General features: G+C 74.5%; 7 protein-coding genes and 1 pseudogene. 2 read left to right on the top strand and 6 right to left on the bottom strand.

Translation table 11 applies throughout. The features are described from left to right. The 5 genes and pseudogenes from A6R01_RS07055 to A6R01_RS07035 form a co-directional block, all read right to left on the bottom strand. Nucleotides 1-240 (bottom strand): annotated as a pseudogene (locus A6R01_RS07055) (hypothetical protein); the annotation flags it as partial. Nucleotides 241-261: 21 nt separating this feature from the next. Beyond that, on the bottom strand, nt 262-954 hold the full coding sequence (locus A6R01_RS07050) for an SWIM zinc finger family protein (RefSeq protein WP_292604764.1): 693 nt from the start codon (nt 952-954) through the stop codon (nt 262-264). Continuing rightward, on the bottom strand, nt 951-3698 hold the full coding sequence (locus tag A6R01_RS07045) for a DEAD/DEAH box helicase (protein ID WP_292604763.1): 2748 nt from the start codon (nt 3696-3698) through the stop codon (nt 951-953). Before A6R01_RS07045 ends, A6R01_RS07050 begins: the two co-directional genes overlap by 4 nt. Nucleotides 3699-3860: 162 nt before the next feature. Continuing rightward, a complete protein-coding gene (locus A6R01_RS07040; protein WP_292604762.1) occupies nt 3861-4460 on the bottom strand; it encodes a GNAT family N-acetyltransferase in 600 nt (199 codons plus the stop codon). A gap of 79 nt (nt 4461-4539) precedes the next feature. Then, nucleotides 4540-5814: a nucleoside transporter C-terminal domain-containing protein gene (locus A6R01_RS07035; RefSeq protein ID WP_292604761.1), complete on the bottom strand. Its 1275-nt coding sequence runs from the start codon at nt 5812-5814 to the stop codon at nt 4540-4542. 109 nt (nt 5815-5923) lie between these two features. Between A6R01_RS07035 and A6R01_RS07030 the strand changes: the two genes are divergently transcribed. Then, nucleotides 5924-6412 (top strand): glutathione peroxidase, encoded by a 489-nt coding sequence (locus tag A6R01_RS07030; RefSeq protein WP_292604760.1) that lies wholly within the window; start codon nt 5924-5926, stop codon nt 6410-6412. Between the two features lie 27 nt (nt 6413-6439). Here A6R01_RS07030 and A6R01_RS07025 read toward each other — a convergent pair whose 3' ends face one another. Beyond that, nucleotides 6440-7117: a hypothetical protein gene (locus A6R01_RS07025; protein WP_292604759.1), complete on the bottom strand. Its 678-nt coding sequence runs from the start codon at nt 7115-7117 to the stop codon at nt 6440-6442. A 175-nt stretch (nt 7118-7292) separates the two neighbouring features. Here A6R01_RS07025 and A6R01_RS07020 point away from each other — a divergent pair. Continuing rightward, nucleotides 7293-7552, top strand: a 260-nt coding sequence (locus A6R01_RS07020) for a hypothetical protein (protein WP_292604758.1), incomplete at its 3' end; no start/stop codon positions are given.

Below are 7552 nucleotides of genomic sequence, written 5' to 3'. Positions count from 1 at the left end.
CTGGTGGCCGGCGTAGCCCTGCGCCACCGGGCGGGCGCCCGCCGGCGGCTGCTCGCCGGTCAGCAGCCGCAGCCCCTCCTCGGTGCGCAGCCACGCCGGATCGAGCCCCAGGTCGCCCGCCAGCTCCTCGTCGAGCGCGAGCAGCGTGGGCCCCGGCGCGGTCTCGGCCTGCCAGTCGACCGCCAGCTCGGGCAGCGCGTCGGCGAAGCGGTGCTCGAGGTGGAGGGTGGTCGTGCTCATGCCCCCCACGCTACGGGCGACTCACAGCAGGTGGTCGAGGTTGCCCGGCTCGCCGGACTCCAGCCGCTCCAGGAACCGCGCCGCCCGCGCGGCCGCGTCGTGGGCTGCGTCCAGGTCCGGGTCGGCGTCCTGCTCCTCCGTCGCCGGCGCGCGCTCGGCGTGCAACCGGGCCAGCAGCTGCTCGCGCGGCAGCCCGCGCACGTGCAGCAGGACGAACGGGTCGGCGTCGAGCAGCCAGCCGACCTGGTGCAGCAGCGCCAGGGCGTGCACGCACGGGTCGACCCAGGCCGAGCAGGTGCAGGTGCCGGCCAGCTCACCGCCGTACGGGAGCAGCTCGACGCCGGCCTCCTCGGCGTGCTCGACCAGCTCGTGCGGCAGGTCGCCGGCCAGCAGCGCGGAGACCCGGCCGCTCACCGCACCCACCGCCTCGAGGAACGCGTCCACGTCGCCGTCCGGCAGCACGGGCACGTCGACCGCGGTCGCCCAGAGCCCGTCGGCGTCCTCGACGGCGGCGGTGAGCCGCCCCGGCTCGACCCGGATGCCGCCGATGCGTCCCGAGCGGGCCAGCCGCCGCGACGCGGTGAGCTCCTCCTCGGCGTACGCCGCCTCCTCGACGGCGCGGAGCCAGGCCCGCGCCCACCATCCGCTCGGCCGGGCGGTGCTGCGCCGCTCGGCGAAGGCGGGGTGGGTGGTGCTGGCCCTCGGCCCGCTCATGCGGGGCGCAGGCTGACGAGGTCGCGCAGCTCGTCGTCGCTGAGCTCGGTGAGCGCGGCCTCCCCGCGACCGAGGACGGCGTCGGCGAGCGAGCGCTTGCGCTCCAGCAGCAGGCCGACCCGCTCCTCGATGGTGCCGCGGGTGACCATCCGGTGCACCTGGACCGGCTTGGTCTGCCCGATCCGGTAGGCCCGGTCGGTGGCCTGGTCCTCCACCGCGGGGTTCCACCAGCGGTCGAGGTGGATGACGTGGTCGGCGCGGGTCAGGTTGAGCCCCGTGCCGCCGGCCTTCAGGGAGAGCAGGAAGACCGGCACCCGGTCGGCGTCGTCGGACTGGAAGCGCCGCACCATCTCCTCGCGCTCGCGCACGGGGGTGCCGCCGTGCAGCAGCTGGTGCGGGATGCCCGCATTGGCGAGGTGCCGGGCGACGAGGCGGGCCATCTCGACGTACTGGGTGAACACCAGCGCGGCCCCGTCCTCCGCGAGCACGGTGCCGAGCAGCTCGTCGAGCAGGTCGATCTTCTCCGAGCGGCCGGCAACGCGGGCGCCGCCCTGCTTGAGGAAGTGGGCCGGGTGGTTGCAGATCTGCTTGCAGCCGGTGAGCAGCGAGAGCACCAGGCCGCGGCGGGTGTGCTCGTCGGCGCGCTCGATCCGCTCCATGGTGTCGCGGACGAACGCCTCGTAGAGCACGACCTGCTCCCGGGTCAGCGTCAGCGGGTGGTCGGTCCCCGCCTCGATCGGCGCGGCCCACACCCGGCGGAAGGCCTGGCGGCTGCCGAGCAGGCCGGGGATGGCCCAGTCGAGGATCGACCAGAGCTCGGTGAGGTCGTTCTCGACCGGGGTGCCGGTCAGGGCCACGCGTGCCCCGGAGGCGATGGAGCGCAGGCCGCGGGCGGTGGTGGAACGGGAGTTCTTGACGTGCTGGGCCTCATCGGCGACGACCAGCCCCCAGGTCACCTCGCCGAGCTCGCTGGGGCGGTCCTTGGTGGTGGTGTCGACGCGCATCGTGCCGTAGGTGGTGAGCACGAAGCCGGGGTCGCCGTCGGGCGTCGGCTCAGGCTCGAGCAGCGTGGGCTCGGTGGACTCGGGGCCTCCACCGACACCGGGGAGCCCGGCCAGCGACCGGGTGCCGCCGTGGAAGCGGCGTACGGGGACTCCGGGCGCGAACCGGCGGATCTCGGCCTCCCAGTTGCCGAGCAGGCTGGTCGGGCAGACCACCAGCGTCGGCGCGGGCGCCTGCCCGGCGGCACGGGCCCGCTCGGCGCGGTGCAGGTGGAGCGAGATCAGGGTGAGCGTCTTGCCCAGCCCCATGTCGTCGGCCAGGCAGGCGCCCAGCCCGAGGCCGGTGAGCTCGGCGAGCCAGGTGAGGCCGTGGCGCTGGTAGTCGCGCAGCGTCGCCTGCAGCGCCGCGGGCGGCTCCACGGGCTCGCGGGTGGCGGCCGTGCGCAGCTGCTCGCGGACCTTCAGCAAGGAGGCGCCGACGACCACCTCGGCGGGCTGGTCCTCCCCCAGGGTGGCGACGCCGCTGAGGGCGGCGGCGACCGCCTCGGCCGGCTTGACGTCGCGCACCAGCCGCTTGCGGGCCTTGCGGGTGATCGACGGGTCGACCACCCGCCAGGCACCGCGGAGCTTGACCACCGGCGCGGCCGAGGCGGCGAGGGTGTCCATCTCCTCGGGGGTGAGCGGGTCGCCGTCGAGGGCGACCTGCCACTGGAAGGCGAAGACCGAGTCGGGGGTGAGCAGCCCGGTCTGCAGCGGCGCCTCGCGGGTGCCGCCTCGGCGTGGCTTGGTGTCGAGCACCGCGGAGGTCGTCAGGTCGCGCCCCAGGCTGCGCGGCCACAGCACGTCGACCCCGCGCTCGGCCAGCGCCGCCACGCCGTCTTCGAGCAGGCTGGCGATCTCCTCGGCCTCCAGGCCGATCTGGTCGGGCACCCGCAGCGCCAGCAGCCGGTCGAGCACCGGCCACGCCTCGGCCGCCGCACGCAGGGCGATGGTCGCGTGGGTGCGGGCCCGGTCGCCGAACCCGTGGTCCTCGGGGTCGTCGAGCCACAGCGCGGAGGCGTCGGCCATGTGCAGGGGGTCGCGCTCGTCGTGGACCTGCAGCACCAGGCGCACCGACCCCGCGACCAGCTCCTCCTCGTCGGCCTCGACGCGCAGCGAGATCGTCACCAGGTGCGGGAGGTCGCTGCCACGGCGGATCTTCGCGATGCGGCGCTGCAGCCGCTCCTGGAAGGCGTCGTCAGGGGCGCTGTCGACCGGGGCGGCCTCCCCGCCCGGCCCGCCCGACTGCCGCAGGGGTCGCCGGCGCGGCGCTGGTCGCGACCTGGCGACCGGCGCGCCCCTGGGTACGGCGTCGGCGACCGCGTCCAGCACCGCCCGCACCACCTGCTCGGCGTCCGCCGCGTCCTGCGCACCCGCCGCGCGCGAGCGGGCCAGCATCCGCACGCGGTCCTCGTCCTCCTCGGTGAGCTCACCCACCCGCCACGACGGCGGCCGCCCCGGCTCCTCGGGCGCGGGCTCGAAGGCGCCGGCGGCCACCAGCCGCATCCCCAGCAGCGCCGCCCCGCTGAGCAGCGCCACGCTCGGGTCGAGGTCCTCACGGGCGTGGGCCTTGGTCAGCACCGGGATCGCCGCCCGCACCGGCAGCGCGACGGTGCGCCGGTCGTCGACGAACTCCACCACCGAGTCGCGCGGCGGCACCGCGGGACGGAAGGTGGCCGTGCCGGTCACCGGGACGAACCCCACCGCACACCCCCCCTCGCCCGCAGGTCTCGACTGGACGCCACGACGGTAGCCCGGCGTACCGACACTGCCGGCGCCCGGTCGCTCCCACCTCGATCACGACGTCCTGCAGGTCCAGGGCCCCGATTCCCTGCAGAACGTCGTGCTCTGGCGGGGGTCAGTGCCTCAGTCGGCGGTCAGGTCGTAGCGGACGACGCGGCGACGCAGCGTGGGCGAGGCGTGGACCTCGTAGCCGGCCTCGAGGAACACCTGGAGCAGGCCGACCGAGGCCTCGTCCCAGATGACGGTCTTCCCGGGGGCGGGCTCCATCGGGTAGCCCTCCAGGACCCGCGCGCCGACCCGGCGGCCGTGGTCGACGGTGGCGCGGGCCAGCTCGTAGGTCAGGCCCTCGCGCCGGAAGCCCTTGCGGACCACGAAGCAGGTCACCGACCAGACACCCTCCAGCTCGGGGTCCATCCGCATCCACGGCTGCTTGCGCGACCAGATGCGCGGGTAGTTCTCCCGCGGCTCGACCGCGACCCAGCCGGCGGGCTCGCCGTCGACGTAGCCGATCAGGCCGGAGGTGGGCCCGTCGGTGCCGCAGGCGGTCTGGGCGACCAGCGCGGCCTCGCGCTCCTCCTGGGTGCTGTCGCGCCAGATCCAGCCCTCGACCTTCAGGCCCTGGCAGCGGCACTTCGCCGCGCCGCCCGCGCCGAGCACCGCCTCGACGTGATCGTCGGTGGCCTCGTTGGCCGGGAGCCAGGTGAAGGCAGCGGGGTCGCCCATGCGCCGAGGCTAGACCCGACCACGGACAGCAGGACACCCTCGCGAGCCACGCTCGACCGGCCACCGCCGACGGGCGGCGTCAGCCGATCAGGATGCCTGCGATCGCGGCGCTCATCAGGTTCGCCAGGGTGGCGGCCAGGATGGCCCGCAGCCCGAGCGAGGCGATGTCGGGACGCCGCTCGGGGGCGATGCCGCCCAGCCCGCCGAGCAGGATGCCGAGCGAGCCGATGTTGGCGAAGCCGGTCAGGGCGAAGGTGACGATCGCGGCGGTCTTGTCGGAGAACTCCCCGGCCACGGGGCCGAACTCCGCGAACGCGACGAACTCGTTGAGCACGATCTTCTGCCCCACGAAGCTGCCCGCCTCGACGGCCTCGCCCCACGGGACGCCGATCAGCGACATCACCGGCGCGAAGAGGTAGCCCAGCAGCTGCTGGACGCTGAGGTCCTCGGCGCCGAACCAGTCGCCGATGCCACCGACGATCAGGTTGACCAATGCGATGAGGGAGATGAAGGCCAGCAGCATCGCACCGATCGTCGCGGCCAGCTTGAGGCCGTCGGCGGCGCCGTTGGCGGCGGCGTCGATGACGTTGCGGGCGCGCTCGGGCTCCTCGGCCGGCTCCTCAGCGGGCGCCTCCTGCTCCGGTACGACGCCAGCCGCTCCGGCAGTCGACGACTCGTCCCCCGCCTCGGCCTCCAGCGGCTCGGGCAGCATGATCTTGGCCATCAGCAGCGCACCGGGCGCCGCCATGAAGCTGGCCGCGATGAGGTAGTCCAGCCGCGCGCCGAGCAGCGAGTAGCCCACGAGCACCGACCCCGCGACCGTCGACAGCCCGCCCACCATGACGGCGAAGAGCTGCGAGCGGGTCAGCCCGGCGACGTACGGGCGGATCAGCAGCGGCGCCTCGGTCTGCCCGACGAAGATGTTGGCGGCGGCGTTGACCGACTCCTCGCGGCCGGTCCCCAGCAACCGTCCGAGCCCCCCGCCGAAGACCTCGACGACCCGCTGCAGCACGCCGAGGTGGTAGAGCACCGCGGTCAACGACGCGAAGAAGACGATCACCGGCAGCACCTGGAAGGCCACGACGGTGCCCTGGTCCTCCGCCGGCAGCACCGGGCCGAACAGGAAGCCGATGCCCTCGCGCGAGGAGTCGATGACCGCCTGGACGCCGGAGGACGCCGCCTCCAGCGCGCGCCCGCCCACCGACCACGACAGCACCAGGACGCCGAAGCCCACCTGCAGCGCCAGCGCCCCGACCACGGTGCGCGGCCGGACCGCGCGCCGATCGGTCGAGCACAGCCAGGCGATGCCCATCAGCGCCACCATCCCGCCGGCGCCCCACAGCACGTCGATCACCACGACCACCTCCGGCGAGTGACCCTGCCCGCCCAACGGGGCCGTCACACCACCCGGTCGCCGACCGGAGACGCCCGGAACCACCCGCCGACCTGACTAGGCTCGCCCCATGAGCCTCCTCGACCTCCCGATCGCCCGCCTCGACGGCACCGCCACCACGCTCGGCGAGATCACCGACGGCCGCCCGGCGCTGCTGGTCAACGTCGCGTCGAAGTGCGGGCTGACCCCGCAGTACACCGGCCTCGAGCAGCTCCACGAGACCTACGCCGAGCGGGGCTTCACCGTCGTCGGTCTGCCGTGCAACCAGTTCATGGGCCAGGAGCCCGGCACCGCCGAGGAGATCCAGGAGTTCTGCTCCGCGACCTACGGCGTGACGTTCCCGATGACCGAGAAGATCGAGGTCAACGGGGAGGGCCGGCACCCGTTGTACGCCGAGCTGACCGGCACCCCGAACGAGCAGGGCGAGGCCGGCGACGTCACCTGGAACTTCGAGAAGTTCCTCCTCGCCGCCGACGGCACCGTGGTCTCCCGCTTCAGCCCCGGCGTCGAGCCTCAGGACCCGCGCCTGGTCACCGCCGTCGAGGAGATCGTCGGCTGAGTCGTCGGTCAGGGGCTCAGCGCCGGCTCAGCACCAGTCGGTGTTGTCCTCGGGCTCGGGTGAGCCGTTGCCCTGGCCGTACCAGTCCGACCACGGCCCGTCGCAGATCTCCTCCGCCCCCTCGGAGTACGCCGCTGCGCTGGTGAACCCGACGCCGGGATCCGTCACCACCTTCACCAGGGTGTCCGCCAGGGCGGCGACCTCCTCGTCGCGCTGCGCCGGGTCGCGCTCGATGAACGGCCCGTAGCCCAGGGCCCAGACCGTCACCCCGTCGCGTTCCATCCACGCGTAGGCGATACCCGGGTCGGACTCGGGAGCGCCGTTCTCGAGCAGCAGCGTGGCCCCGTCGACCTCCTCGCACGGCGCGAAGGTCTCGCACAGGTCGGCGAGCTCCTCCGGGGACGCCCCGAACGGCGTCCCGCGGGTGACCGCGACCCGCACGTGGGCGTTGTCGCCGACCTCGCGGTCCAGCGCCACCTCGACGGCGACGTCGCCCGTTCCCAGCATCTCGGGCTCCTCGCGGACCCCGATCTCGGCCGCCGCCTTCACGAGAGCATCGGTGTGCGCGGCGACAGCGGCCGCGAGCATCGGCGGCGTGGTGGTCGAGTCGTCGGCCGAGTCCGAGCAGGCCGACGCGAGCAAAGACAGCACCGCCAGGAGCGGCAGCAGCGGCAGCGCGGCGACGCGCGGGGGCCGAGAGGTCATCGCAGAACGGTACGTCTGACGCCCGTGACCCGGGCCACGGCGGCCCGGACGTTCCAAGACCCGTCTCACGGGCACGGTCCACCGATGGCGGATCCGTGGACCTCTGCGGACCCCACGCCACCCTCCTACGGCTGCACCGGATCCGTATGCCGACCCCACCGACAGGAGACCGACCGTGACCGCGATGCTCCCCTCCCGCCCCCCGGGCGAGGACCACGCGACCCGCGCCGGCGAGGTCGTCGACCCCGACACCGTGCTCACCCGCCCGGCGGTGGGCGAGGCTCCCCGCATCGTCAGCACGCTGCGGCTGCCGCGGCGCCGGCGTGGTCGGGAGATCGTGGCGGTGCTCGACCCCGTGCGCGCCCGTCCGCTCGCCGGCGAACACCCCGGCGAGCACCCCGGCGACCACCAGCGGTCGGACCAGCAGGTCGTCGA

The organism is Nocardioides sp. REDSEA-S30_B4, from assembly GCF_001627265.1.
Lineage (GTDB): Bacteria > Actinomycetota > Actinomycetes > Propionibacteriales > Nocardioidaceae > Nocardioides.
The sequence above is the reverse complement of the archived record's forward strand: the minus strand, read 5'-3'. Positions and strand labels throughout refer to the sequence as shown.

Bases quoted from the DNA above. Each gene is read 5' to 3' on its own strand.
- A6R01_RS07030 (WP_292604760.1), top strand. From the start codon at position 5,924: ATGAGCCTCCTCGACCTCCCGATCGCCCGCCTCGACGGCACCGCCACC.
- A6R01_RS07025 (WP_292604759.1), bottom strand. From the start codon at position 7,117: ATGACCTCTCGGCCCCCGCGCGTCGCCGCGCTGCCGCTGCTGCCGCTC.
- A6R01_RS07050 (WP_292604764.1), bottom strand. From the start codon at position 954: ATGAGCGGGCCGAGGGCCAGCACCACCCACCCCGCCTTCGCCGAGCGG.
- A6R01_RS07040 (WP_292604762.1), bottom strand. From the start codon at position 4,460: ATGGGCGACCCCGCTGCCTTCACCTGGCTCCCGGCCAACGAGGCCACC.